Origin of the sequence: Pseudomonas sp. NFACC08-1 (genome assembly GCF_900106735.1) — a bacterium.
Classification (GTDB): domain Bacteria; phylum Pseudomonadota; class Gammaproteobacteria; order Pseudomonadales; family Pseudomonadaceae; genus Aquipseudomonas; species Aquipseudomonas fluorescens_Q.
Genome location: NZ_FNNL01000005.1, coordinates 241,948 through 267,808, shown reverse-complemented (window position 1 = coordinate 267,808; position 25,861 = coordinate 241,948). Strand labels below are relative to the sequence as shown.

Here is a 25,861-nt window from a genome sequence, read left to right as displayed (position 1 = left end):
CGGTGGATCAGGTTGATTGAGTGAGCTTGAGAGGGGGCTGCTGCGCAGCCCAGCGGGAGCAAGCTCCCTCGCCACATAAAATGCCTCGTCGCTCGACAACGCTCCATTACCGGGCAACACGCTTTGATTCGGTGCAATAAATCCCCTTCTCTCTCGTTCACCCGGTCTTTCCCCCCAATAAATCCGCACCTTCAAGCCACTTGGCACAACCACTGCATAACCTCTCTCACCATACATAAAGCAACGCCTCCAACGATGAAGGCGGTGCTTCCCGAGAGAACGGGACCAGGACAAAGGCGTCCTCGCTAGCTTGCTAGCGGGACGCCTTTTTTTGTTTTCGTAAAAATGACCGAGCCAGTCCGATCACCGTGATAAAGCGGACCTGAGCTTGCGGAGAACCCTGATGAAAAAACTCAAACTGGTGATGATCGGCAACGGCATGGCCGGGGTTCGAACCCTCGAGGAACTGCTCAAGCTGAGCAACGAGCTGTACGACATCACAGTGTTTGGCGCCGAGCCCCACACCAACTACAACCGCATCCTGCTCTCGCCGGTGCTGGCCGGTGAGCAGACGTTCGAAGAGATCGTGCTCAACGACCTAAGCTGGTACCTGGACAACAACATCAAGCTGCTGCTCAACCGCAAGGTGGTGGAGATCGACCGGGTCAAGCGTCGGGTCATCGCCGAAGACGGCAGCGAAGCCGAATACGACCGCCTGCTGATCGCCACCGGCTCCACGCCCTTCATCCTGCCGATTCCCGGCAACACCCTGGAAGGCGTGATCGGCTACCGCGACATCGCCGACACCCAGGCGATGATCGACACCGCCAAGACCCACAAGCATGCCGTGGTCATCGGCGGCGGCCTGCTCGGCCTGGAGGCCGCCAATGGCTTGAAGCTACGGGGCATGGACGTGACCGTGGTGCACCTGGGCGAATGGTTGCTGGAACGGCAACTGGACAAGACCAGCGGCCAACTGCTGCAGACCGCCCTGGAAAACCGGGGCCTGAAATTCCGCCTCAGCGAGCAGACCCAGGCCCTGCACGACGCCGGCAATGGCCGGGTCGGCTCGGTGCAGTTCAAGAACGGCGACATCATCCCCGCCGACCTGGTGGTGATGGCCGCCGGCATCCGGCCCAATACCGAATTGGCGGAAAAATCCGGCATCCCCTGCAACCGCGGGATCCTGGTCAACGACACGATGCAAACCTACGACCCGCGCATCTACGCCATCGGTGAATGCGCCAGCCACCGTGGCACCGCTTACGGCCTGGTGGCGCCGTTGTTCGAACAGGCCAAGGTCTGCGCCAACCACCTCGCACAACTGGGCTTCGCCACCTACAAGGGCTCAGTGACCTCGACCAAACTCAAGGTCACCGGTATCGACCTGTTCTCCGCCGGGGACTTCATGGGCGGCGAAGGCACCGAGACCATCACCCTCTCCGACCCGATCGGTGGCGTCTACAAAAAGCTGGTGATCAAGGATGACGTGCTGGTCGGCGCCTGCCTGTACGGCGATACCGCAGATGGCGGCTGGTACTTCCGCCAGATCCGGGAAAACCACGCCATCAGCGAGATCCGCGATCACCTGATGTTTGGCGAGAACGCCTTGGGCGACGTCGGTCACCAAGGCCAGGACAAAGCCATGAGCATGGCCGACAGCGCCGAAGTCTGCGGTTGCAATGGCGTGTGCAAGGGCACCATCGTCAAGGCGATCCAGGAACACGGGCTGTTCAGCGTCGATGACGTGAAGAAACACACCAAGGCCGCCAGCTCCTGCGGCTCCTGCGCCGGCCTGGTGGAACAGATCCTGATCAACACCGTGGGTGGCGCGGCAGACGTCAAGCCCAAGAGCGAAAAAGCCATCTGTGGTTGCAGCGACCTCAACCACGGCCAGATCCGCCAGGCAATCCGCGACCAGCACCTGCTGACCATCGCCGGTGCCATGAGCTACCTGAACTGGCGGACCCCGAACGGCTGCGCCACCTGCCGCCCGGCACTGAACTACTACCTGATCTCCACCTGGCCCGGCGAAGCCCAGGACGACCCGCAGTCGCGCCTGATCAACGAACGCGCCCACGCCAACATCCAGAAAGACGGCACCTACTCGGTCGTGCCGCGGATGTGGGGCGGCGTGACCAATCCTTCGGAACTGCGGCGCATCGCCGACGTGGCCGACAAATACAACGTACCCATGGTCAAGGTCACCGGCGGCCAGCGCATCGACCTGCTGGGCATCAAGAAGCAGGACCTGCCCGGCGTGTGGAAAGACCTGGACATGCCGTCCGGCCACGCCTACGGCAAATCCATCCGTACCGTGAAAACCTGCGTGGGCAGTGAGTTCTGTCGCTTCGGCACGCAAAACTCGACCCAACTGGGTATCGAACTGGAGCACGACCTGTTCAACATGTGGTCGCCCCACAAGGTCAAGCTGGCCGTCTCCGGTTGCCCGCGCAACTGCTCGGAAGCCGGCATCAAGGACGTCGGCATTATCGGTGTCGACTCCGGCTGGGAGATGTACATCGGTGGCAACGGCGGGATCAAGACCGAGGTCGCCGAGTTTTTCGTCAAGCTCAAGACCGCCGAGGAAGTGCGTGAATACAACGGTGCCTTCCTGCAGCTGTACCGCGAAGAAGCCTTCTACCTCGAACGCACCGTGCACTACATGCAGCGGGTCGGCATGGAGCACATCAAGAAAGCCGTGCTTGAGGACCCGGAACGGCGAAAAGCCCTCCATGAACGCCTGAAGTTTTCCCTGTCGCTGGAACAGGACCCTTGGAAACAGCGCCTGGAACAACCCCAGCTGAAAAAAGAGTTCGAGGTCATCCCCGTGAAAAACCTGGAGGTGCCGGCATGAACTGGCTGGATATCTGCGCACTGGAAGAGATCAATATCCTCGGCTCGCGCATCATCAATGGCCCGAAAGGCGATATCGCGATTTTTCGGACCAGCGACGATGAAGTCTTCGCCCTCGATGACCGTTGCCCGCACAAGGGTGGCCCGCTGTCCCAAGGCTTGGTCTATGGCAAACGCGTGGCCTGCCCGCTGCACAATTGGCAGATCGACTTGGAAACCGGCCAGGCCCAGGCTCCGGATGTGGGCTGCGCCCATCATCATTCGGCACGGGTCGAGAACGGTCGGGTGCAGCTGGCATTGCGGGACGCAAGCTGATGAACCGCCAGATCACTGCCTCGACCTGCTGTTATTGCGGGGTCGGTTGCGGCGTCCTGATCGAGCATGACGGCGAGCGCATCCTCGGCGTCAGTGGCGATCCCGCCCATCCGGCCAACTTTGGCAAACTGTGCAGCAAGGGCTCCACCCTGCACCTGACCGGCGACCTCGCCGCTCGCGCCCTCTACCCGGAACTGCGCCTGGGCAAAGGCCTGGCCCGGGCCCGCAGCGACTGGGACAGCGCCCTCGATCACGCCGCCAGCGTCTTCGCCGAGACCATCGCCGAGCACGGCCCGGACAGCGTGGCGTTCTACATCTCCGGCCAATTGCTGACCGAGGACTACTACGCCTTCAACAAGCTCGCCCGGGCATTGGTGGGCACCAATAACATCGACAGCAATTCGCGGCTGTGCATGTCCTCCGCCGTGGTGGGCTACAAGCGCAGCCTCGGCGCCGACGCCCCGCCCTGCAGCTATGAAGACCTGGAGCTGAGCGACTGCGTAATGATCGTCGGCAGTAACATGGCCTACGCCCACCCGATCCTGTTTCGCCGCCTCGAAGAAGCCAAATCCCGCCGGCCGCAGATGAAAATCATCGTCATCGACCCCCGGCGCACCGACACCTGCGACCTGGCGGACCTGCACCTGGCGATCCTGCCCGGCACCGATGTCGCCCTGTTGCATGGGATTTTGCACCTGCTGCTGTGGGAAGACTGGGTCAACCGCGATTTCATCAAGGCCCACACTGAAGGCCTGGCAGACCTGAAAAACCTGGTACGCGACTACACGCCGAGCATGGTCGCCCAACTGTGCGGTATCAGCGTCGAGCAACTGCACCAGTGCGCCGAATGGGTTGGCACGTCGCCAAGCTTCCTGTCGCTGTGGTGCATGGGCTTGAACCAGTCCACCGCCGGCAGCGCCAAGAACAGCGCTTTGATCAACTTGCACCTGGCCACCGGGCAAATCGGTCGGCCGGGTGCGGGACCGTTCTCGCTGACCGGCCAACCCAATGCCATGGGCGGACGGGAAACCGGCAGCCTGTCGAACCTGCTGCCGGGCCATCGCGAAGCCGCCAACCCGGCGCATCGCGCCGACGTCGCCCGTTACTGGGGCGTCGAGCAATTGCCCGCCACCACGGGCTTGAGCGCCATCGAATTGTTCGAGCAGGTTCGCAGCGGCAAGATCAAGGCCTTGTGGATCGCCTGCACCAACCCCGCCCAATCGATGCCGGACCAGACCGCGGTACGTGAAGCCCTGCAAGCCTGCCCGTTCGTGGTCCTGCAGGAGGCGTTCCGGACCACCGAAACCGCCGCATTCGCCGACCTGCTGCTGCCGGCGGCCAGCTGGGGCGAGAAAGAAGGTTCGGTGACCAACTCCGAACGGCGCATTTCCCACGTCCGCCGGGCAATCGGCGCGCCGGGTGAAGCACGGCCGGATTGGGCAATCACGGTGGATTTCGCGCAGCGCCTGGAGAAACGCCTGCGGCCCGGCCAGCCCAGCCTGTTCGCCTTTGAAACCCCGGCCCAATTGTTCGATGAATACAAGCAATTGACCCGGGGTCGCGACCTGGACTTGTCCGGCATCAGCCATGCGTTGATCGATCAACTCGGTCCGCAGCAATGGCCCTTCCCGGAAGGGGCGACCGTCGGAACGGCGCGCCTGTACGTGGACGGGATTTTTCCCACCGACAGCGGCCGCGCCCGGTTCGTGGCCGACCCGTATCGCGCCGCCAAGGAACTGCGTGACGCCCGCTACCCGCTAACCCTCAACACCGGTCGGCTACGCGACCAATGGCACGGCATGAGCCGCACCGGCACCGCCGCCCAGTTGTTTGGTCATGTGAACGAAGCGGTACTCAGCCTGCATCCCGACGAACTGCAGCGCCATCGCCTGCAAGCGGGCGACCTGGTCAGCCTCAAGAGTCGTCGCGGCAGCGTGATCGTGGCCGTGGACAGCGACGACAGCGTGCGTCCCGGCCAGGCGTTCCTGCCCATGCACTGGGGCGACCGGTTCCTCAAGGGGGGGGTCAATACCCTGACGCAACCCGCCTTCGATCCCTTGTCGAAACAACCGGAACTCAAGCACAGCGGTGTGCGCCTGGAAGCGGTGAACCTGCCTTGGCAGCTTTTCGCCTTGATCGAAGGCGATGTTCAACAGCATCTGGAGGCCCTGCGCCCCCTGTGCGAGGCGTTTTCCTACGTCAGCCTGAGCCTGACTGGCCGTGAGCGTCCCGCATTGCTGATTCGCGCCGCCAGCGCCGTTGCCCCTGAACCGCAACTGCTCCAGGCCATCGACGAACAATTGGGTCTGATTGATGGGCCGGTGCTGGCCTATGACGATCCGCGTCGCTCCATCGGTAAGCGGGTGCGCATAGAAAACGGCCGCATCACCGCTATTCGCCTGGCCGGCGAAACCCTGGCCCGACACTGGTTGCAGAACCTGTGGCTGGAAGGTCGTGCCGATGAACAACTGCGGCGCTGGCTGCTGGCGCCTTTGAGCGCGCCGCCGGGCAATGTCGGCGCAGCAACGGGTGGCAGCAAAACGCTGTGCAACTGCATGAACGTCAGCCAGCGTGCGATCTGCGCAGGTATTGAACGTGGCCTGGACTTGCAGGGGCTCAAACAGGAGCTGGGCTGTGGCACGCAATGCGGCTCCTGCGTACCGGAAATCAAGCGCCTGCTGGTTGCCACTGCGCAACCACTGGCGGCTATCTCGTGAGGAAAACACTATGAACGCAAAAGTCTGGCTGGTGGGTGCAGGTCCTGGTGACCCTGAATTACTGACCCTCAAAGCCGTGCGCGCCCTGCGCGAGGCCGACGTGGTGTTGATCGACGATCTGGTCAACGCAGCGGTGCTGGAACATTGCCCCGATGCACGCATCATTGCCGTGGGCAAGCGCGGCGGGTGCCGCTCCACACCCCAGGCCTTCATTCATCGATTGATGCTGCGTTATGCCCGCCAGGGCAAATGCGTGGTGCGCCTCAAGGGCGGCGACCCCTGCATCTTCGGCCGCGGTGGTGAAGAGGCGCAGTGGCTGCGCGAGCAGGGTGTCGAAGTGGAGATGGTCAATGGCATCACCGCCGGCCTCGCGGGGGCGACCCAATGCGATATTCCACTGACCCTGCGCGGGGTTGCCCGGGGCGTGACGCTGGTGACGGCCCACACCCAGGACGGCAGTAGCCTGAACTGGCAAGCCTTGGCGCAAAGCGGCACGACGCTGGTGGTGTACATGGGTGTGGCGAAACTGAGCGAGATCCGCGAACAGTTGCTGGCCGGTGGCTTGGCGGCGAACACGCCTGTCGCCATGATCGAAAATGCGTCCCTGCCCCATCAACGTGACTGCCGCAGCGACTTGGCCTCGATGGAAGCCGATGCGAACGCCTTTCAACTCAAGAGCCCGGCGATCCTGGTGATTGGTGCGGTGGCAGCGGCCGCTGAACTCGCCGGATCGCAGCCTGCGTGGGTCCAGGCGTCGGCGCTATAACAAACCACACCGAACCTGTGGGAGCGAGCCTGTTCGCGATAGCGGTGGGTCCGCATCATTGATGTTGACTGATACGCCGCCATCGCGAGCAAGCCCGCTCCCACAGGCATTGTTCTGTCTGGCACAAGCTGCGTCCCACAAATCGCAGACAAAGAAAAGCCCGGCCTAAGCCGGGCTTTTCTATAGCGTCAGGCTAATTACTTAGCTTGGGCTTCAACCTGCGCTTCTACGCGACGGTTAACTGCACGACCAGCTTCAGTGGCGTTGTCGGCAACTGGGCGGGATTCGCCGTAGCCAACAGACTGAACGCGGGACGATTCAACACCGTACTGGTTGGTCAGAACGTTCTTGACGGCGTTTGCACGACGCTCAGACAGTTTCTGGTTGTAAGCGTCAGGACCGACGGAGTCAGTGTGACCTTCAACAGTGGTGCTGGTGGATGGGTACTGCTTCATGAAGTCAGCCAGGTTCTTGATGTCGCCGTAGCTGTTAGGCTTGACAACCGACTTGTCGAAGTCGAACTTCACGTCCAGCTCAACACGTACGACTTCAGCAACAGCTGGGCAGCCATCAGCGTCAACGGTTACGTTGGCTGGGGTGTCAGGGCACTTGTCGACGTTGTCGCACACGCCATCGTTGTCGCTGTCGGAGCAGACTTCAGCCGGAGCTGGAACTGGAGCAGCAGCAGGCTTGGAGCCGCCACCGAAGTTCACACCGATACCGACGCTTGGAGCCCACTCGGTGTCGCCCTGGTCGATGTTGTACTGAGCTTCAACGCCGGCACGGGCGTAGAAGTTCTCGGTGAAGTACAGCTTGGCGCCGCCGCCAACGTTGGCGAAGGTGGAACGGTTACGACCGTTGCTGCCATTCTGGTCGATGCTCTGGTCGGAGAAACCGGCAGAGACGTAAGGACGCAGCATGTCGCCTGGGTTGTTGAAGTGGTACAGAGCGTCCAGAGCGGTGTTGGCGCCTTTGACGTTGGTGCCGTCGTCAGTACGGGCGTTGTGCACTTCGTCGTAGGCCAGACGCAGTTCAACGTCGTCGGTCAGGAAGTAACCAACCGAACCGCCGAACAGGTTGCCGTTGTTCTTGAAGTTACGAGCGCTGTCGAATTGTTCTTTCTTGGCGAAGCCTTCGATTTCAACTGCGCCTTGGCCTTGTGCCAGAGCGCCGAACGAAGTGGCAGCAATCAAAGAACCAATGGCAAAGCCCAAGGTGTTTTTCAGTTTCATCCGTTAAATCCCCATCTGGTGATTGTGAAGCAGTCCCGCAAACCGGGGGACAACTCGGCGGCAAGTCTATCAGAACTTGCCTACACGTAAGAGATATTTGCGCCGAACTTAAGTTTCAGCAATGCCCGCAAATTTCTCACGCAATTTGTCGAGCGCGCGCTTGTAACGCATTTTTGTCGCGCTCAAACCCATATGCATTATGTCTGCGATCTCCTGGAATTCCAGCTCTGCGACAAATCGTAGCACCAGAATTTCCCGATCGATCGGGTTCACATAGACCAGCCAGCGATCGAGTCCCCCCTTCTCCTCGGGCTTGGGCGCCTTATCTTCCGACGCTTCCTCCAGAGGATCCAGGCTCAAAGCGTCCATCAAGCGACGCTTTCGCCGTTCCTTGCGATACTGCGTGATGCATTCGTTGTAGGTGATGCTGTAGAGCCAGGTCTTGAACTTCGATTTCCCCTCGAAGTTCTTCAGGCCATACAGCACCTTCAACATCACCTCCTGACAGACATCATCAGCATCGCGATCGTTCCCAAGATATCGTGCACAAACGTTAAATAATGTTCTCTGGTAACGGCGCATCAATTCTTCATAGGCGCGCGTTACGTGAAACAGCTCGGTATGCGCGCGCGCGACCAACTCCTCATCGGAGAGATCACGGGGGTCGTAGCGCGTAGATAGCGATTGGGGTTTGTTCAAAACAAGTCGGGCCGACAGTCTAGGTCAATGTGCGCCGCAGCCTGCGATAGCAGGCATTTTGCGGCGGCATACATTAGCAGGATTTGCCGGGTTAGCGGCTACTCACATGCTGTTCCAGCAGGATCCGATTGGAAAGCGACACCAGCTCGCCCTCCTCGGTCAGCAATGTGGTCTTCACCGTGCCAATCTCTTCGATCTGGCCTTCGACCTCGCCTACACGCACTTGTTGCCCAACCTCATACAATTCACGCACATAGATTCCCGCCAGTATCTGACCGGCGATTTCACGACTCCCCAATCCCATTGCCAGCGCAACCGCCAGACCAACGGTAATCAAAACGATCACGATCACGTGGTTGAGCAGGTCTGTCTTGACCTCCAACTGGCTGATCGCCACCGAAATACTGATGATGATCACCAGGCCCTGGGCAATTCGCCCTACGCCAGCGGCGTAGTCCAGCCCCACGCCCTCGGCCGCGCCGCGCACCAGCCCATTGGCCAGTTGCGCCAGCAGAACGCCGACCAGCAATACCAGCGCAGCACCAAAAACCTTCGGCAAATACAATGCGAGCATATCGAGCGTCGCCGAAACTCGCTCAAGGCCAAGGGATTCTGCTGCGGAAACCAGGAAAATCAGCAATACAAACCAGTACACGATCTTGCCGACCAGGGTCGAGATCGGTACCTGGATGCCGCCACGGGACAGCAACTTGGTCAGGCCGGTGCCGCCCATCAGGCGATCGAGGCCCAGCTTGGCGAGCAACTTGGACAGCAGCGTGTCCAGCAGCTTGGCCACGACAAAGCCCAACAGCAGCACCACCAGGGCGCCGAAGAGATTCGGGATGAAGTTAGCTACTTTGGTCCACAACGCAGTCATCGCCGTGACGAGGCTCTGGGTCCAGAGATCAAGTTCCATATTCAATCAGCCTTATCAGCGGTGCGAGTAACAGGTTTACGGCGGGAAACCGGCGAGAGATGGGCCGATCCGTTATTCAGGGCAATCATCAGCGCGGGCAACCAGCGGCCCAGCAGGCTGAACAGATCGCCGGCGCCGACCTGGCGGTTGGCGGTTTTCAGTACACGTCCCAGGCATGCATCGTCGTCCCGGCTGGACGGCGAAGCCTTGAGCATGTCGCGCAAAGACTGTTCAAACGGATCGTGCATACGCACCTCTCGTGATGTCTGTGGAAGACGCGATCAAATTTCGTCGGGTCACATGAAACCCCATCACACCCAGCGCAAACGACGGAACAACCACCACTGCCCCAGCGCCACGCAGATCATCAGCAAGCACGCGACCATGAAACCGTAGGGGCTTTCGGAAAACGGAATGCCGCCGACGTTGATACCCAGAAGGCCGGTGAGAAAACTCATCGGCAGGAAAATCCCGGTGACGATACCGAAGCGGTACATGGTGCGGTTCATGCGCACCGAAAGGCGTCGGTCTTCGGCCTCCAGCACAAGCCCCACGCGCTCTCGAGTCAATTCCAGCTCCTCGAGGTAACGGGTCAGGCTGTTGTTCAATTCGTTCCAGTAGTCGCCGTCATCGTCGCAAAACCATGGCAGTTTGAGCCGCGTCATCTGGCCGAAGATGTCCCGCTGTGGCGCCAGGAATCGCTTGAGCCCGGCAGCCCGTCGACGAATGTGCAAAATGGCGTCGTGCTCGGGAGTATACCGTTCGTCGGTATCGAGTTTTTCTTCCTCGCCATCGACGATTTCGGAGAGGCAGGTGACCAGGTCCTGCACCTTATTGGTGAGGTATTGCGCCATGTAGAGGATGAGTTCGGACGCCGTCTTCGGGCCCTTGCCCTCGGCCAGTTGCGCCAGTAGCTCATCGGTGGCGCGCAACGGGCGCAGGCGCAGGGAGATCACCCGCTGGGCGGACGCAAAGATCCGTACCGACACCATATCTTCAGGTTCGGCGCCCGGGTTGAGATTGATCCCCCGCAGGAACAGCAGCAGCTCGGCATTGGGCAACGGCAACAGCCGCGGCCGGGTGTTTTCTTCGAGCAGCAGGTCGCAGTTGAACTCGCTCAGGCCACTGGATTTGCGCAACCAGGTGTGGGTTTGCGGATGACTGCGATCCCAGTGCAGCCACAGGCTTTCATGGGCCTGCAACTGCAAATCGTCGAGTTCGGTCCGGGCTATGGAACGCGCGCCGCCTTTACCGTCCAGCACCAGGGCATGCACCAGCCCCCACTGCGCGTTTTCTTCCTCGAACATCCTCATCCCTTATGGCTGTACTGCTTCATTCAGGCATTTTCAGCGGGCTTGGCGAGACGATCACGCCGTTATTGTCCGCATAGACATACTCGCCCGGACGAAACGTCACGCCGGCAAAGGTCACAGGCACATTGAGTTCGCCAACGCCGCGCCGGTCGGTCTTCATCGGGTGACTGGCCAGGGCCTGGACCCCGAGGTCCGTCTGGGCAATGATGTCGACGTCGCGGATGCAACCGTAGACCACCAGCCCTTCCCAGCCGTTTTTCGCGGCTTTTTCCGCCAGCATGTCTCCCAGCAGCGCCCGACGCAGGGAACCGCCGCCATCGACCACCAGCACCTTGCCGTTGCCCTTGAGTTCAACCTGCTCCTTGACCCGCGAGTTGTCCTCGAAGCACTTGATGGTCACGATTTCGCCGCCGAAGGAATCGCGGCCGCCGAAATTGCTGAACATCGGCTCCAACACCTGCACCAGTTCCGGGTAGGCGTCGCACAGGTCGGGCGTGAGGTAATGGTTCATCGAACAACTCCTGAAAGGCTGGAACGTCGGACTGAATGAGCAACCGTTTGTGACTGGAACCGCTTGAAGCGTCATATCTTAGCCGCAAGCCGACCAGAGCGAAATGCCCTTGTCAGAGCCTTCGCCTCAAACCGCCTCGGCCAACTGGGGCTGTTCCGCCAGCAAAGGGGCCTGCTGATCCTTGAGCCAACGCACCACCAGCGGCCAGACTTCAAGATGCGCGGCCTTGCTCACCAGCATCTCGACGTGACCAAAGTCTTCGGTGAACCCCTGTCCCCGGCCCAGGCAGACAAACTGCTTGTGCTCGGAACCGATCTGATCGAAGAGTTTGCGGCACGCCCAGGTCGGGTCCTGGTGATCGCCTGCGGCACTCACGGCCAACACCGGTAACTGGACATCGGCCAACCCGGCCCACCAGTTCTTCTCGGCATCGCCGAAACGTCCGAACAGGCCGTACCAGCGCATGCTTTCCAGGGCCAGGCCGATGGGCTCGTCCTCGGGGCCGCGCTTGAGCCTTGAACCGGACAATTGGGCAAAACGCTTGAGAATGAAGCGACCGCTCCACTCCACTGGCGGAATCTTCAGCGGCCAGTAGGTACGGCTGACCTGGGCACCAAAAAACGCCGCCGAAGCCACCGCCGGCTTGCCCAGGTAATGGCCGCCCAAGGCGGCAGCCAGGGTGATGCCCCCCAGGGAATGACCGATCCAGTGAGGCACTTGCCCGCTCTGCTCACGCACGAAGGCGCCAATGGCCGGCAAGTCGTAGCGGGCGTAGTCGGCCACGCGATTGTTGCGATAACCCTGGTTGCGCTGGGACAACCCATGGCCGCGCATCTCGGGGATCCAGACATCGAACCCCAGGCGTGTCAGGTACGCGCCCAGGCCCAGGCCCTTGGGGGAATACCAGAAGCGCCGATTGGAAAAACTGCCGTGCAACAGGATCACCGGGACCCCGCGGGTTTCGCAGGCGTCGGCCATGCCCAGCCGGGTGACGGCCAGTTCGACGCTGGCGTCCGGGCTGTTGCCGGGTTTCAAGCGATAGACGTCTTCGCTCAGATCACCGCGCCGCTCGGCGCTGATCAGGGCGACAGGAAAGAGGTTGCTGCTGCTTTGCATAATGCTCTTGCACAAAAAAGGGCGGCATCTGTCAGGAGCCCGCCCTACTTCAATCAAAAAGGGGTCGTGTAACTGTAACGCTGCTCATTGAAGAGGATAAGTAAAACCGTGGCGAGGGAGCTTGCTCCCGCTTGAGTGCGAAGCGCTCACAAGAAAGGGACTGCTACGCAGTCCAGCGGGAGCAAGCTCCCTCGCCACAATGAACTTCACCGACCTGTAAACAGTATTACCGTTGACCGCCCCTTCACTCGATCAGACCGCCGCCTGACCCTCAGCCAGGAAGAACCAGGTTTCCAACACGGAGTCCGGGTTCAACGAAACGCTTTCGATGCCCTGCTCCATCAGCCACTTGGCCAGGTCCGGGTGGTCCGAAGGGCCCTGGCCGCAGATGCCGATGTACTTGCCGGCCTTGTTGCAGGCGGCAATGGCGTTGGCCAGCAGCTTCTTGACCGCCGGATTACGTTCGTCGAACAGGTGCGCGATGATCCCGGAATCGCGGTCCAGGCCCAGGGTGAGCTGGGTCAGGTCGTTGGAACCGATGGAGAACCCGTCGAAGAACTCAAGGAATTCTTCCGCCAGGATCGCGTTGGATGGCAGCTCGCACATCATGATCACGCGCAGACCGTTGTCGCCCCGGGCCAGGCCGTTTTCGGCCAGCAGATCGACGACCTGGCTCGCTTCGCCCAGGGTCCGGACGAACGGCACCATGATCTCGACGTTGGTCAGGCCCATTTCGTTGCGCACACGCTTGAGGGCGCGGCATTCGAGCTCGAAGCAGTCGCGGAACGATTCGCTGATGTAGCGCGAAGCACCACGGAAGCCCAGCATCGGGTTCTCTTCTTCCGGCTCGTAGAGCTTTCCGCCGATCAGGTTGGCGTATTCGTTGGACTTGAAGTCCGACAGGCGCACGATGACCTTTTTCGGCCAGAACGCCGCCGCCAGGGTGCTGATGCCTTCCACCAGCTTCTCGACGTAGAAACCGACCGGATCGTTGTAACCGGCAATGCGCTTGTCGACGCTGTCCTTGATGTCCTGCGGCAGGCCGTCGTAGTTCAGCAGTGCCTTGGGGTGCACGCCGATCATGCGGTTGATGATGAACTCCAGGCGGGCCAGGCCCACGCCAGCGTTCGGCAGTTGCGCGAAGTCAAAGGCGCGATCCGGGTTGCCGACGTTCATCATGATCTTGAACGGCAGGTCCGGCATGGCGTCCACGGAGTTCTTCTTGATGTCGAAGCCCAGTTCGCCCTCGAAGATGTAGCCGGTATCGCCTTCGGCGCAGGAAACGGTCACGCCCTGGCCGTCTTTCAACAACTGGGTGGCGTTGCCGCAACCCACCACGGCCGGGATACCCAGTTCACGGGCGATGATCGCCGCATGGCAGGTGCGCCCGCCACGGTTGGTGACGATGGCGCTGGCGCGCTTCATCACCGGTTCCCAGTCCGGGTCGGTCATGTCGGAGACCAGTACGTCGCCGGCCTGGACCTTGTCCATCTCCGAAACGTCGTTGATGATCCGTACCTTGCCGGCGCCGATGCGCTGGCCGATGGCACGGCCTTCCACCAGCACGGTGCCGGTTTCCTTGAGCAGGTAGCGCTCCATGACGTTGGCCTGGGTGCGGCTCTTCACGGTTTCCGGACGGGCCTGCACGATGTACAGCTTGCCGTCGTCACCGTCCTTGGCCCATTCGATGTCCATCGGGCACTTGTAGTGCTTCTCGATGATCATCGCCTGCTTGGCCAACTCGCTGACTTCGGCGTCGCTCAGGCAAAAACGCGCGCGCTCGGCCTTGTCCACGTCGACGGTCTTCACCGAACGACCGGCCTTGGCTTCGTCGCCGTAGATCATCTTGATGGCCTTGCTGCCCAGGTTGCGGCGCAGGATGGCCGGACGACCGGCTTGCAGCGTGCCTTTGTGGACGTAGAACTCATCGGGGTTCACCGCGCCCTGCACGACGGTTTCACCCAGGCCGTAGGCGCCGGTGATGAACACCACGTCACGGAAGCCCGACTCGGTGTCGAGGGTGAACATCACGCCGGCGGTGCCGGTTTCGGAGCGGACCATGCGCTGCACGCCGGCGGACAGGGCAACCAGCTTGTGGTCGAAGCCCTGGTGCACGCGGTAGGAAATGGCACGGTCGTTGAAAAGGGAGGCGAAGACTTCCTTGGCGGCACGGATGACGTTTTCCACGCCACGGATGTTCAGGAAGGTTTCCTGCTGGCCGGCGAAGGAGGCATCCGGCAGGTCTTCGGCGGTGGCCGAGGAACGCACGGCGACGGCGATGTCGGGATTGCCTTCGGACAGCTTGGCGAAAGCGGTGCGGATCTCGGCGTTCAGTTTTTCGGGGAACTCGGCTTCCATGATCCATTGGCGGATCTGGGCGCCAGTCTTGGCCAGGGCATTGACGTCATCGACGTCCAGGGCATCGAGCGCATCGTGGATCTGCTTGTTCAGGCCGCTCAGTTCCAGGAAATCACGATAAGCCTGGGCGGTCGTGGCGAAGCCACCTGGTACCGATACACCGGCACCGGCGAGGTTGCTGATCATCTCGCCCAGGGATGCGTTCTTGCCCCCCACATGCTCCACATCATGGACGCCGAGCTTATCGAGGGAAACTACGTACTCTACCAAGGTGATCTCTCCACTAACTGTGTTGGAAAAGCTCAAGGCACCGGTGGCCCCAGGGGAGCGATGACCGGCGATATGGCCTGGACCTGGAAAATAAGTGAGAATGCGGACCACTGGCGGCCAGCAAATCGCGCCTATCATATCCAAGAATCGTCACTAGCTCACTAGCTTAAGGCCCAAGGCGCAAATGAAACGATCTGCTTTCTTTATCTCCGACGGCACCGGCATTACGGCCGAAACGCTAGGCCAAAGCCTGTTGGCACAGTTCGAAAACATTACCTTCGCCAAGTTCATACGGCCGTACATCGACAACGTCGACAAGGCGCGGGCCATGGTACAGCAAATCAATAAAGCCGCCGAAACCGACGGTTTCCGCCCGATTATCTTCGATACCATCGTCAATCAGGACATCCGTGAGATTCTCGCAACGTCCAATGGTTTCATGATCGACATTTTTTCCACGTTCCTGGCGCCCCTGGAACAGGAACTGAGCGAGCATTCCTCCTACTCGGTCGGCAAGTCCCACTCCATTGGCCACAACTCCAACTACATGGAGCGGATCGAGGCGGTCAACTTCGCGCTGGACAACGATGACGGGGCCCGCACGCATTATTACGACAAGGCCGACCTGATCCTAGTGGGGGTGTCGCGCTGTGGTAAGACGCCGACGTGCCTGTACATGGCGATGCAGTTCGGCATCCGTGCCGCCAACTATCCGCTGACCGAAGACGACATGGAGCGCCTGCAACTGCCCAGCGCCCTGCGCGCCCACCAGCACAAGCTGTTCGGCCTGACCATCGACCCGGACCGCCTCACCGCGATCCGCAACGAGCGCAAGCCCAACAGCCGCTATTCGAGCTATGCCCAGTGCGAGTTCGAAGTGCGCGAGGTGGAAAACCTGTTCCGGCGGGAGAATATTCCGCACATCAATTCCACGCATTTTTCCGTGGAAGAGATTTCGGCGAAGATCCTGGTGGAGAAAGGGGTGGAGCGGCGGTTCAAATAACCAGAGGGCGTGCCGGAAAGCCTGTGGGAGCGAGCTTGCTCGCGATGACGGAGTGTCAGCCAACATTGATCTTGCTGACCCACCGCAATCGCGAGCAAGCTCGCTCCCACAAGGGATAGGAAGCCTTCCGGCCTATGGTTTCAACCGCTTGAGCAACGCCTGCCCCACCTCCAGCGCCGACGCCGGGTTCTGGCCGGTAATCAGTTCCCGATCCTTCACCACATGGGATGTCCATGGCGCGGTATTGCTGCTGTAGCGCCCGCCCGCCTGCTCCAGCGCGGTCTGTGGATAGAATTTCATGGTCCCGCCGCCCAGCAACCCCTTGGCGAGTTCTTCCTCCTGGTTGCTGATCACCGTCATGTTGTACCCCTTGTAGATCCAGTCGGACGGGGGCGAGGCCTGGCCTTTGCTGGCCAACCGACCGACGAAGCCCTTGGCATCAGGCAAGGTCGACAGCAACGCGATCGGGCCGTGGCAGACCAGCGCGGTGGTCTTGCCCTTGTCATGGAAATGCGTCAACACCCGCCCCAGCGGTGCGCTCGTGAGCAAATCCTGCATGGGCGCATGCCCGCCGGGAATGTACAGGGCATCGAACTGTTCCAGACCGATCTGCTCGACACGGGCCAGGCTGATCACCGGTGAGTCCTTGGCCGAAGTGATATTCAGTTGAGCCAGTAACGCCTGGTAACGCTCCAGCTCCGCCGGGTCATTATTGAAGTACATCTTGTCCACCGAGGACCGGTCCAGCGTCGGCGCCTTGCCCTCCGGGGTGGCGAACGTCACTTGGTGACCGGCATCGAGCAACAGCTTCACCGGCTGCAGCAATTCGTTGAGGTAAAACCCGGTGGAGAAGACCTTGCCATTGTTCAGATCCAGATGATCGGAATCCGACAGGACCACCAGCACGTTATCGGCATGGGCCGCGACGCCAATACCCGCCAGAACGACAGACGTTGCCAAGGTCGTGAGCTTTTTCATGATGACTCCAGGATGTTTCGATAAAAGATGCGCTTACTGTATTGATGCCCTGACCGGCGATAAACTGGCGCGCCGGAACATCACTTGGCCCCTGGAGGCAACAATGGCACGCCGATTCGATTATCTGGCCGACGTGGAAGCCTTCGTCACGGTCGTGGAAAAAGGCACCCTCAGCGCCGGTGCCGTGGCACTGGGGACCACGCCTTCGGTATTGAGCCGGGCCATCTCCCGCCTCGAAGCCCGGCTCGGCGTACAGCTGCTGCGACGCACTACACGGCGGCTGAACCTCACCGACGCCGGCACGTTGTACCTGGAACAGTCACGCTCGGCCTTTGCCCTGATTGACGACGCCGAGCGGCGAATCCAGGGCCAGGACGGTGTCTTGACCGGTCGCGTGCGCTTGAGCGTGCCGACCACCTACGGTCATTACCGCCTGCCCTCGCTGCTGTCGCGTTTCGCCGAGGCTTACCCGCAAGTTCGGGTCGAGTTGAGTATCACCAACCGCAACGTCGATCTGGTGGCCGAGGGGTATGACCTGGCGATCCGCCTTGGGCCGCTGCCGGACAGCGGCCTGGTCGGGCGCAAGCTCGAAGACGCTCGCCTGTGCCTGGTGGCCGCGCCGCATTACCTGGAACGCGCCGGAACGCCCCGGCACGTCGATGAACTGGCTGCCCACGCCTGCCTGCCTTTCGTAATGCCCAGCAGCGGACGCATCGCACCCTGGCTGTTTCGCGACAATCATGAAGACCGGGAATGGCTGCCGGCGGGCAATGTGCAAGTGTCCGATGATGTATTGGGTATCGTGTCCCTGGCACAGGCCGGGATGGGGATCTGCCAGACCTATGAGTTCATTGTCCGGGAGCGAATCGAGCGCGGGGAATTGATGGCTTTGCTGGAGGACTTTGGCGGGCGCAGCCGACCCTTTTCAATCATCTACCCGCCCCATCGGCAATTGCCGGCGGCGGCGAGGGCGTTGATTGATTTTTTGATCGAGCAATAGCGGGTAATGTCGGCCTTTGTGGGAGCGAGCTTGCTCGCGAGTGCGGAGTGTCAGCCGGCATTGATGTTGCCGATCCACCGCTATCGCGAGCAAGCTCGCTCCCACAGGGGTTCTGATGTGGCTGCAAGATTTGTGTTCTCCCGCAGCCTTCCTGTGGAAAGCTTTCTTGCTGCCACAGGCTCTACATTTAGTGGGCCGCAGCCGCCTGCTCTTCCATCTTCTTGCGCAGGCTCAGCGGGCGCATGTCGGTCCAGACTTCTTCGATGTAGGCCAGGCATTCCTTCTTGAACCCGCTTTTGCCGACGGTACGCCAGCCTTCGGGGACGGCCTTGTAGTCTGGCCAGATCGAATACTGTTCTTCGTGGTTGACCACGACCTGAAAGACGATGTCCTCGCGGTCGAATACTGAAGTCATGGGTGTCTCTCCATCTTTGCTCGAGGTTCGCTGCGTCACATGCGCAGCCAGGATATGAAAGGAACGTACGGGGCCGGGTGAAAATTAGCTGTCGGTGACCGCCGCATGCAGGGCTCGCCCGAAAATCTCGGCGACCCGGTCGATTTCGGCCCGGGTGATGATCAACGGTGGCAGGAACCGCACCACGCCGCCCTGTCGGCCACCCAGCTCCAGGATCAGCCCGCGCTTGAGGCATTCACGTTGCAGCCGTGGCGCCAGCCATGCGTGCACCGGCGGATGGCCCAGGGCGTCCGGCTTACCCGTCGGGTCCACCAGTTCAACACCGAGCATCAACCCGCGACCGCGGATATCGCCCAATTGTGGGAAGTCCCGCTGCAGGATGTGCAGGTGCTCGCTCAGGCGTTCGCCCATGGCGGCGGCGTGGGCCGGCAAGGCGTGTTCCTGCAGATAGCGCATCACCGCGGAACCGGCGGCCATGGCCATCTGATTGCCACGGAAGGTGCCGGCGTGAGCACCCGGCAGCCAGGTGTCGAGCCAGTCGCGATAAACCACCACCGCCAGCGGCAGGCTGCCACCGATGGCCTTGGACAGCACGACCACGTCCGGGATGATCCCGGCGTGCTCGAACGCAAACATCTTGCCGGTACGGCCAAAGCCGCTCTGGATTTCGTCGACGATCAACGCCACCCCCGCCTGCTCGGTGATCCGCCGCAAACCGCGTAGCCAGTCCAGATCAGCGGGAATCACCCCGCCCTCGCCCTGCACCACTTCGACGATGACGGCTGCCGGCAATTGCACGCCAGCCTCGGGGTCATTCAGCAGGTTTTCCAGGTAATGCAGATTGGCCTTGACGCCCGCCACACCGCCCAGCCCGAACGGGCAGCGGTAATCGTAGGGGTACGGCATGAATTGCACGCCATTGCTGAGCAAGGCGCCCAAGGGTTTCTTCGGCCCCAGGCTGCCCATCAGGCTCAACGCCCCTTGGCTCATGCCGTGATAACCACCCTGGAACGAAAGCACGGTGCTGCGGCCGGTGGCGGTGCGCACCAGCTTGAGGGCGGCTTCCACCGCGTCGGTACCGGTGGGGCCGCAGAACTGGATCTTCGCCTCGGCGGCAAGCGCCGCCGGCAACAAGCCGAACAGGTCCTGGACGAAACGGTCCTTGACCGGCGTGGTCAAGTCCAGGGTATGCAAGGGCAGCTCATCGGCCAGCACCTGCTGGATCGCCTCGATCACCACCGGATGGTTATGCCCCAGCGCCAAGGTGCCGGCGCCGGCCAGGCAGTCGATGAAGGTGCGACCCTCGACGTCCTCGACATACAGCCCCTTGGCACGCTTGAGGGCCAAGGGAATCCGCCGTGGGTAGCTGCGGGCATTGGACTCCTGCCGACTCTGGCGGGCCAGCAGCGGCGACTCATTGAACTGGTAGAGCGTCTCGACCGGCGCAGGGCTGACCCGTGCCGGCTGTGCTTCGATAAGGCTGTTGGCGACTGACATCTCTCGACCCCCGCAATCCACTGTAAGTAGCGACCCAAATGGCACACCGCACAGGTGCGTATCCGGTCGGGCGCACATGCAGGTTTCCTGTTGAGGAAACGCATCAGCGCGGCATGGATTTACTCTCCGGTCGAACTTTCCCCACCGGCTCGATCAATGACCTGTGTGGCGAGGGGATTTATCCCCGCTGGGCTGCGCAGCAGCCCTCAAGCCAGGGAACGAGGTGTATCAGGTTGATCGAGATGGCCGGTTTGGGCCCGCTGCGCGGTCCAGCGGGGATAAATCCCCTCGCCACACAGGTTCATCCACTTAGCCGAGCACTACCTGCACCGGCACCGTCAACTCGACCCGCAGCCCATCCGGGCGCGTGTCGAAATGCAGGCCGCAACCGCAACGCTGGACGATGGCCTGGACGATCGCCAGCCCCAGCCCGCAGCCGGTGCTCTGGCCGTTGCGCCAGAAGCGCTGGGTCAGGTGTTGGATGTCGTCGGCGGCGATGCCGGGGCCGTGGTCGCGGACCTGGAAGCGCACGCGCTGGCCGACCATCTCCAGGCTCAGCTCCACCTCGGTATCGTCCGGAGTATGGCGCAGGGCATTATCCAGCAGGTTGCGCAAGGCGGCGATGGAGAGCACCGCCGGCATCTGCACCGGTGCATCGGACAACCCTGGGGATACGTGCAACCTGATCCGCCGGGAATCACTGCTGGCGGCATCCTGGATCGCCAGCCGGGCGACCTGCTCGGCGTTGCATTGCACGCCATCGTCGAACGACAGGCTACCTTCTACCCGCGCCAGCAGCAGCAACTGTTCGAGCGTTCGATGCATGCGGTCGGTGCCCTCCTCGGCCCGGGCCAGGGATTGGTCGCGTGCGGCGCCCTCGGTCATGCGCGCCACTTGCAGGTGCGTCTTGATCGCGGTCAGCGGGCTGCGCAGCTCGTGGGCGGCGTCGCCGGTCAGCCGTCGCTCGCGCTCGATGGTCTTGCCGATGCGCTGGAACAGCTGGTTCTGGGTCTCCAGCAGCGGTCGTAATTCGCTGGGCAGTGGATGGATCTGCAAGGGCTCCAGGGAATCGGCGCTACGCCGCATCAGCGCATCGCGCATGCGATTGAGCGGCGCCAGGCCCTGGCCGATGCCCAGCCACAACAGGCACAGGCAACCAAGCAATGCCACGCCCACCGGCACCGAGGCGGCCAGCAGTATCGACATGTTCAGGGCTTCGCGTTCGATCTGGCGGTCGGCGGTGGTGATGCGCAAGTCACCCCGGGCCAGGGTGAAGCTGCGCCAGGGCGCGCCATCGATCATCTGGTCGTGGAAGCCCATTTTCTCGGCTTCCAGGGTTTGCTCTGGGGTGCCGTGGCTGCGGGCCAGAATCTCGCCGCGCAAGGAGCTGACCTGACAGGCCATGCCGCCAGGAATGCTCAATTGCTCGGAACTCAAATGCGTGCCGTCGCCCTTGCTGGGCAGCGGCGGCATCTGTTCCAGCAACCCGGCAACCATCCGCGCCGAGGCCACCAGGCGCTGGTCGAGGGAGAACATCATCTGGTTGCGCAGGTCACTGAGCATCCACGCCGCAGCCAGGGCCCAGATCAGGGCAAAAGCCGCGCCGAGGGTCAGGCTCAGGCGCAGTCGCAGGCTCATCACTTGGAGGGCTCTCCACCTTCGGCCGGCCCCAGGCGATAGCCCAGGCCCCGCACAGTCTCGACAATCCCGTTGCCCAACTTGCGCCGCAGGTGATGGATATGGACGTTGAGGGCGTTGCTTTCCAATTCGTCGTTGAAGCCGTAGACGCTGTCCTTGAGTTGTTCGGTGGACAGCACCCGGCCGCGACTGTGCAGCAGCGCCTGCAACAGCGATTGCTCGCGCCGGGACAGATCCACCGGCTGGCCGTCCAGGGTGGTTTCCCGACTGCTGGGGTCGTAGGTCAGGCGACCGTGCTCGATCAGGTTGACGCTGCGCCCCGCCACGCGCCGCAGCAACGTGTGCAGGCGCGCCGCAAGCTCGCGCAGGTCGAAGGGTTTGAGCAGGTAGTCATCGGCACCGGCCTGCAAGCCGTCGACCCGGTCGGTTACCGAGTCTCGGGCAGTGAGGATCAGCACCGGCGTCTGCATCCCCTGCTGACGCAGTTGCCTGAGCAGCTTGAGACCGTCCTCGTCGGGCAATCCCAGATCCAGCACCATGACGTCGAATTCCGCCACCCCGACCATCGCCCGCGCCGCCGATGCGGTGGCGACGTGCTCGACAGTCAGGCCCTGCGCCGTAAGGCCGGCAACGATCCCGCTGGCAATCAACTCATCGTCTTCGCAGACCAGTACGCGCATGGTAAGCCCCGTGGAAAAAGGTACATTAGGCCGCCGGCCGATTAAGCCGACATTATGCGACGAGTACGACCAACATGGGCGATCATTGCTGCCTGCCGGTCGTCGCCGGGTTAATCGACGGTTAATCGCCAGCCGCCATTGTGTTTTCCACTTGCTTCGTTCTAAGGCTTTATCCATGCGTCGATTGTTTTTGCTGTGGCTGTTCCTGATCTCGGGCCTGGCCCAGGCCGCCAATCCCTTCGAAACCAAGCCCGATTTCCTGCCGGTGGAAAAGGCGTTCGTGTTTACCTCCGAACGCCTGGACTCCGGTGAAACCCAGCTGTTCTGGCAGATCGCCGATGGGTACTACTTGTATCAGCAGCGGCTCAAGTTCGATGGCCTGGCCGAGGCGCAAAAACCCAAGCTGCCGGAGGGTGAAGCCCACAGCGACGAGTTTTTCGGCGACCAGCAGGTCTATCGCCAGGCGCTGGAGCTGAAGATTCCGGCCGGTGCCACGGGCAAGATCAAGGTCGGCTTCCAGGGCTGCGCCGACGCCGGCCTGTGCTATCCACCCCAGACCCAAGTGGTCGACCTGGGTGGCAGCGCACCGGTGGCGGCCAGCGACGAGGCGCCGGACCAGGCCCTGGCCAGCGGCCTGCAACAACGGGCCTTGGGCTGGAGCCTGCTGGTGTTCTTCGGCTTGGGCCTGCTGCTGGCGTTCACCCCCTGTTCGCTGCCGATGCTGCCGATCCTGGCCGGGCTGGTGGTGGGCAGCGGCGCCGGGCCGAGACGCGGCCTGGCCTTGGCCGGCAGCTACGTGATCAGCATGGCCCTGGTGTACGCCGCCATGGGCGTGCTCGCCGCGCTGCTGGGCGCCAACCTCCAGGCGCTGCTGCAACAACCGTGGCTGCTGGGCAGCTTCGCGGCGGTATTCGTGTTGCTGGCGCTGCCCATGTTCGGCTTCTTCGAATTGCAATTGCCGGCCGCCCTGCGTGACCGCCTGGAAAACGCCGGACGCCAGCGCCGCGGCGGCAGCCTGGTGGGTGCCGGGATCCTCGGGGCGCTGTCCGGCCTGTTGGTGGGCCCGTGCATGACCGCGCCGCTGGCCGGCGCGCTGCTGTACATCGCCCAGAGCGGCAATGCGCTGCACGGCGGGCTGATCCTGTTCACCATGGGCATCGGCATGGGCCTGCCACTGTTGCTGTTGGTGACCGTGGGCAACCGCTTCCTGCCCAAGCCCGGCGCCTGGATGAACCTGCTCAAGGGCGTGTTCGGCTTCCTGTTCCTGGGCACCGCGCTGCTGATGATTCGCCCGATCATCGACGGTTCGTTGTGGGTCGGCCTGTGGGGCGTGCTGTTGTTGATCGCCGCCTACAGCGCCTGGCGCCAGACCGAAGGGTTCGGCCGCATCGCCTATGTCTGCGGCAGCGCTTCGTTGCTGTTCGGCCTGTGGGGCAGCCTGCTGGTAATTGGTGCCGCGGGCGGCGGCGATGATTTCTTCCAGCCCCTGAAGGTCTACGCCGGCACCGATGGCCGCGCGACCGTCAGTGCCCACGATGCGTTCATCACGGTCAGCGAGCCCACCGCCCTGCAGCGGGAACTGGACGCCGCCAAGGCCCAGGGCCAGTGGGTGCTGCTGGACTACTACGCCGACTGGTGCGTGTCCTGCAAGATCATGGAAAAACAGGTCTTCGGTCGCCGCGAAGTGCTCGACGCCCTGAACGGTGTGCGCCTGCTGCGCCTGGACGTCACCGCCGACAGCCCCGCCAGCCGGGAACTGCTGGGCCGTTATCAAGTGCCGGGGCCGCCGAGCCTGCTGTGGATCGGCGCCGACGGTGAAGAACGCCGCAGCCAGCGGATCACCGGGGAAGTCGACGCCAAGGCGTTCCTGGAGCGCTGGAACCTCACCCGGGACGCGCGCTGATGCTGACGTTCACCTTGGGCACCTTTGCCATCGCCCTCAACCACCTGTTGCTCATCAGCGCCCTGGCGCTGGCGACCTTCGTGGGCTGGCGGGTGGCCAAGCGTGGGGGCGAAAACCCCGAGTCGGTACTGTTCGTGCTGTTTCTACTGGGCCTGCTGGCCGCACGGGTCGGCTTCGTCGTCGCCTATTGGCAACATTACCGGGACGACCCGTGGCAGATCGTCGACCTGCGCGACGGAGGCTTCCTGGCCTGGCCGGGCATCGTGGCGCTGCTGATTGCCGCCTTGTTGTGGGCACGACGCCGTCCGCCCCTGCGCCGACCATTGGGCTTCGGCGTCGGCAGCGGCTTGCTGTTCTGGCTGGTGGCGACCCTGTCGTTGACGATTTATGAACAAGGCACGCGGCTGCCAGACATCACCCTGCGCACCGCCGACGGCGAGACCGTGAAACTCACCGATTACCAGGGCGGCCCCCTGGTGATCAATCTATGGGCCACCTGGTGCCCGCCCTGCCGGCGTGAAATGCCGGTGCTCGAAGAAGCCCAGCAACAGCGTCCGGACCTGACCTTCCTGTTCGTCAATCAGGCCGAAAGCATGCAAAGCGTCAGCACCTACCTCGCCACCCAAGGCCTGAGCCTGGACAACGTGTTGTTCGATGGCAGCGGCCGCCTCGGCCAGGCTGTCGGCTCCATGGCCCTGCCGACCACCCTGTTCTACAGCGCCGATGGCCGCCTGCTGGGCAGCCACCTGGGGGAATTGTCGGAAGCGAGCCTGGCTCGCGCCCTGGAAAACTTCGAAACGCCGGACTCGTCCACAACGCCTCACTCCGCCACAAGGAAAACGCCATGCCCCGCCTCCGCCACCTGCTGACCCTGGCCGTCGCCACCGCACTGTCGCAGGCCCCGCTGCTCCAGGCCGAAGAATTGCCTGCAGCGATCAAGAAGATCGAAGCCAAGGGCGCGAAAATCATCGGCACCTTCGACGCGCCGGACGGCTTGCGCGGTTACGCGGCGCAATACCAGAACCGTGGCATGGCGCTGTACCTGACCCCGGATGGGCAACACGTCCTGCTGGGCAACCTGTACGACGCCGACGGCAAGGACCTGAGCGCCGAGCCACTGCAAAAACTGGTTTATGCACCGATGGCCAAGGCCATCTGGACGAAGATGGAGGGCAGCAACTGGATCGCCGACGGCAACAAGGACGCACCGCGCACGGTGTACCTGTTCAGCGACCCGAACTGCCCGTACTGCAACATGTTCTGGGAACAGGCTCGGCCCTGGGTCAAGGCCGGCAAGGTGCAGTTGCGCCACATCATGGTGGGCATCATCCGCGAAGACAGCCCAGGTAAATCCGCCGCCTTGCTGGCAGCCAAGGACCCGGAAAAAGCCCTGGCCGAGCATGAAAAGGCCGGCAAGGGCAGCCCGCTCAAACCGCTCAAGGACATACCGCCGGCCATCCAGGCAAAACTGGACGCCAACCAGCAGTTGATGGACGAACTGGAACTGTCCGCCACCCCGGCGATTTTCTATCTGGATGACAAAGGCGAGCTGCAACAGCAGCAAGGCGCGCCGTCGCCGGACAAGCTGGTGAAAATTCTCGGGCCGAAGTAAAGCCCTGGACAAACACCTGTGGCGAGGGGATTTATCCCCGCTGGGGCGCGAAGCGGCCCCAATGCT

22 protein-coding genes are annotated in these 25,861 nt (G+C 62.2%); 9 read left to right on the top strand and 13 right to left on the bottom strand.

Annotated features, from left to right (window positions below):
- Positions 1-403: 403 nt before the first annotated feature.
- Genes nirB through cobA form a run of 4 tightly spaced genes read left to right on the top strand, consistent with a single transcriptional unit; the run spans position 404 to position 6,654 of the window.
- Complete coding sequence (gene nirB / locus BLU76_RS13140; RefSeq protein WP_092222993.1) at positions 404-2,857, top strand: nitrite reductase large subunit NirB; 2,454 nt, start codon at positions 404-406, stop codon at positions 2,855-2,857.
- Positions 2,854-3,171, top strand: a complete 318-nt coding sequence (nirD, locus tag BLU76_RS13135; RefSeq protein WP_014337336.1) for a nitrite reductase small subunit NirD — start codon at positions 2,854-2,856, stop codon at positions 3,169-3,171. The genes nirB and nirD overlap by 4 nt, the downstream gene beginning before the upstream one ends.
- Entirely contained in the window at positions 3,171-5,888 is a 2,718-nt protein-coding gene (locus tag BLU76_RS13130) for a nitrate reductase (RefSeq protein ID WP_092222991.1), read from the top strand. The genes nirD and BLU76_RS13130 overlap by 1 nt, the downstream gene beginning before the upstream one ends.
- Before the next feature lie 10 nt (positions 5,889-5,898).
- Positions 5,899-6,654 carry a uroporphyrinogen-III C-methyltransferase gene (cobA, locus tag BLU76_RS13125; RefSeq protein WP_063322263.1) on the top strand — a complete coding sequence of 252 codons (756 nt, stop codon included), beginning with the start codon at positions 5,899-5,901 and terminating at the stop codon, positions 6,652-6,654.
- A gap of 197 nt (positions 6,655-6,851) precedes the next feature.
- Here the strand turns inward: cobA and BLU76_RS13120 are convergent, their stop codons facing one another.
- From BLU76_RS13120 to ppsA, 8 genes are all read right to left on the bottom strand, one after another.
- Positions 6,852-7,886 (bottom strand): OmpA family protein, encoded by a 1,035-nt coding sequence (locus BLU76_RS13120; protein WP_092144747.1) that lies wholly within the window; start codon positions 7,884-7,886, stop codon positions 6,852-6,854.
- 108 nt (positions 7,887-7,994) lie between these two features.
- Positions 7,995-8,585: an RNA polymerase sigma factor SigX gene (sigX, locus tag BLU76_RS13115; protein ID WP_003183614.1), complete on the bottom strand. Its 591-nt coding sequence runs from the start codon at positions 8,583-8,585 to the stop codon at positions 7,995-7,997.
- Positions 8,586-8,676: 91 nt separating this feature from the next.
- Complete coding sequence (locus BLU76_RS13110; RefSeq protein WP_003199523.1) at positions 8,677-9,501, bottom strand: mechanosensitive ion channel family protein; 825 nt, start codon at positions 9,499-9,501, stop codon at positions 8,677-8,679.
- Between the two features lie 2 nt (positions 9,502-9,503).
- Positions 9,504-9,749: a hypothetical protein gene (locus BLU76_RS13105; RefSeq protein ID WP_003199521.1), complete on the bottom strand. Its 246-nt coding sequence runs from the start codon at positions 9,747-9,749 to the stop codon at positions 9,504-9,506.
- A gap of 63 nt (positions 9,750-9,812) precedes the next feature.
- On the bottom strand, positions 9,813-10,808 hold the full coding sequence (locus BLU76_RS13100; RefSeq protein WP_063322265.1) for a zinc transporter ZntB: 996 nt from the start codon (positions 10,806-10,808) through the stop codon (positions 9,813-9,815).
- Between the two features lie 25 nt (positions 10,809-10,833).
- On the bottom strand, positions 10,834-11,325 hold the full coding sequence (rraA, locus tag BLU76_RS13095; protein WP_003199517.1) for a ribonuclease E activity regulator RraA: 492 nt from the start codon (positions 11,323-11,325) through the stop codon (positions 10,834-10,836).
- 126 nt (positions 11,326-11,451) lie between these two features.
- Positions 11,452-12,441 (bottom strand): alpha/beta fold hydrolase, encoded by a 990-nt coding sequence (locus BLU76_RS13090; protein ID WP_092222989.1) that lies wholly within the window; start codon positions 12,439-12,441, stop codon positions 11,452-11,454.
- Positions 12,442-12,693: 252 nt separating this feature from the next.
- Positions 12,694-15,069 (bottom strand): phosphoenolpyruvate synthase, encoded by a 2,376-nt coding sequence (gene ppsA, locus BLU76_RS13085; RefSeq protein WP_092144754.1) that lies wholly within the window; start codon positions 15,067-15,069, stop codon positions 12,694-12,696.
- A gap of 184 nt (positions 15,070-15,253) precedes the next feature.
- On the opposite strand from ppsA, the gene BLU76_RS13075 reads away from it, so the two are divergent.
- Positions 15,254-16,072: a posphoenolpyruvate synthetase regulatory kinase/phosphorylase PpsR gene (locus BLU76_RS13075; RefSeq protein ID WP_014337326.1), complete on the top strand. Its 819-nt coding sequence runs from the start codon at positions 15,254-15,256 to the stop codon at positions 16,070-16,072.
- Between the two features lie 132 nt (positions 16,073-16,204).
- On the opposite strand, the gene BLU76_RS13070 is transcribed toward BLU76_RS13075, so the two are convergent.
- Complete coding sequence (locus BLU76_RS13070) at positions 16,205-17,050, bottom strand: type 1 glutamine amidotransferase domain-containing protein (RefSeq protein WP_092144756.1); 846 nt, start codon at positions 17,048-17,050, stop codon at positions 16,205-16,207.
- A gap of 103 nt (positions 17,051-17,153) precedes the next feature.
- On the opposite strand from BLU76_RS13070, the gene BLU76_RS13065 reads away from it, so the two are divergent.
- The gene (locus tag BLU76_RS13065; protein WP_063322269.1) at positions 17,154-18,050 is read left to right on the top strand and encodes a LysR family transcriptional regulator; all 897 of its coding nucleotides are present in this window, start codon (positions 17,154-17,156) and stop codon (positions 18,048-18,050) included.
- A gap of 187 nt (positions 18,051-18,237) precedes the next feature.
- Here the strand turns inward: BLU76_RS13065 and BLU76_RS13060 are convergent, their stop codons facing one another.
- The 4 genes from BLU76_RS13060 to BLU76_RS13045 form a co-directional block, all read right to left on the bottom strand.
- Positions 18,238-18,465 carry an MbtH family protein gene (locus BLU76_RS13060; protein ID WP_063322270.1) on the bottom strand — a complete coding sequence of 76 codons (228 nt, stop codon included), beginning with the start codon at positions 18,463-18,465 and terminating at the stop codon, positions 18,238-18,240.
- A gap of 84 nt (positions 18,466-18,549) precedes the next feature.
- On the bottom strand, positions 18,550-19,962 hold the full coding sequence (locus BLU76_RS13055; protein ID WP_092144760.1) for an aspartate aminotransferase family protein: 1,413 nt from the start codon (positions 19,960-19,962) through the stop codon (positions 18,550-18,552).
- A 309-nt stretch (positions 19,963-20,271) separates the two neighbouring features.
- Positions 20,272-21,603, bottom strand: coding sequence for an ATP-binding protein (locus tag BLU76_RS13050; RefSeq protein ID WP_092222988.1), 1,332 nt, complete (start codon positions 21,601-21,603; stop codon positions 20,272-20,274).
- Positions 21,600-22,280, bottom strand: coding sequence for a response regulator (locus tag BLU76_RS13045; protein WP_063322273.1), 681 nt, complete (start codon positions 22,278-22,280; stop codon positions 21,600-21,602). The genes BLU76_RS13050 and BLU76_RS13045 overlap by 4 nt, the downstream gene beginning before the upstream one ends.
- A 175-nt stretch (positions 22,281-22,455) precedes the next feature.
- Here BLU76_RS13045 and dsbD point away from each other — a divergent pair, with 175 nt between their 5' ends.
- The 3 genes from dsbD to dsbG are packed head-to-tail and all read left to right on the top strand — an operon-like array spanning position 22,456 to position 25,795.
- On the top strand, positions 22,456-24,183 hold the full coding sequence (gene dsbD / locus BLU76_RS13040; RefSeq protein WP_092222986.1) for a protein-disulfide reductase DsbD: 1,728 nt from the start codon (positions 22,456-22,458) through the stop codon (positions 24,181-24,183).
- Positions 24,183-25,052, top strand: a complete 870-nt coding sequence (locus BLU76_RS13035; RefSeq protein ID WP_092144766.1) for a TlpA family protein disulfide reductase — start codon at positions 24,183-24,185, stop codon at positions 25,050-25,052. Before dsbD ends, BLU76_RS13035 begins: the two co-directional genes overlap by 1 nt.
- Positions 25,028-25,795 (top strand): thiol:disulfide interchange protein DsbG, encoded by a 768-nt coding sequence (gene dsbG, locus BLU76_RS13030; RefSeq protein ID WP_092222984.1) that lies wholly within the window; start codon positions 25,028-25,030, stop codon positions 25,793-25,795. Before BLU76_RS13035 ends, dsbG begins: the two co-directional genes overlap by 25 nt.
- The last annotated feature ends 66 nt before the right edge of the window (positions 25,796-25,861 follow it).